Here is a 908-nt window from a genome sequence, read left to right on the forward strand (position 1 = left end):
GCACGTTGAACCACCAGAACGGCTCGTCGCCCGCGGTGACGCCGGTCACCGTGAGCCGGTCGCAGTCACCACGCCCGGTGAACGCCTGGACGATGCGCGTGCACACACTCGGGATCGGGCTCACGCCCGAGCGCGCAGGGGTCAGCCGCAGTACTCGGGTGGCAGCGTGCTCACGTTCGCGGCGGCGATCGTGTGGACGACGCCCGCGTTCACCACGACCACGAGCCACGAGGAACCCTCCGGCATCGCGTAGGTCACGGATCCGTTCCGCTCCGCGGTCTGCAGGATGCCGGGGTAGGCCGCCAACAGGTCGGCTTCGCTGTCACCCAACCCGATGCCCGCATCCGTCGTCGGCGCGACCTCCGTCGCCTCGCTGGACGGCCATGCCATCACCATGACGCTCCCGATCGTCGAGGTGTCTCCGTCCAACGCGATCCACAGCGGTGCAAGCCCCTCGCCGGCGAACATGATGACGTCGGGATTCGGGCAGCCCTCCGTGCGCGCGTACGGTCCGACCGCGGTGATCGTGCGATCGAACTTCGCTCCCACGAGCAGCGGACCGATGCCTGCGGGAGACGCCGTCCAGGTCTTCGGGTCGGCAAGGTCGGGCGCCGGCGGCTCGGGGGCGCTCGACGAGGAGGCCGGCGCGTCAGGGGCTGCCGTCGACGGCGCCGCCTCGGAGGGAGGGGCAGCCGCGGAGTCGGTCGGGGTCGACGAGCAACCGCTGAGCGAGATCGCGACGGTGATCGCAGCGGCCAACAGGAGCGGGGCGGGGCGGATGGGCACTGGTCCTCCAGATCGAATGGGCGTCGTCAGGACGTCACGCGGGTCAGCCGCGGATGAGCGCAAGCACCTCGTCGCGGATCGACGCCATGGTCGCGGCATCCTCGCCCTCGACGTTGAGCCGC

1 protein-coding gene is annotated in these 908 nt (G+C 70.9%); it reads right to left on the reverse strand.

Annotation, left to right across the window (positions count from 1 at the left end; translation table 11 throughout):
• Positions 1 to 141 precede the first annotated feature (141 nt).
• Positions 142 to 786 carry a hypothetical protein gene (locus EZM51_RS20390; RefSeq protein ID WP_136710144.1) on the reverse strand — a complete coding sequence of 215 codons (645 nt, stop codon included), beginning with the start codon at positions 784 to 786 and terminating at the stop codon, positions 142 to 144.
• Positions 787 to 908 lie beyond the last annotated feature (122 nt).

This window comes from Agromyces sp. H66, from assembly GCF_004959775.1.
GTDB lineage: Bacteria > Actinomycetota > Actinomycetes > Actinomycetales > Microbacteriaceae > Agromyces.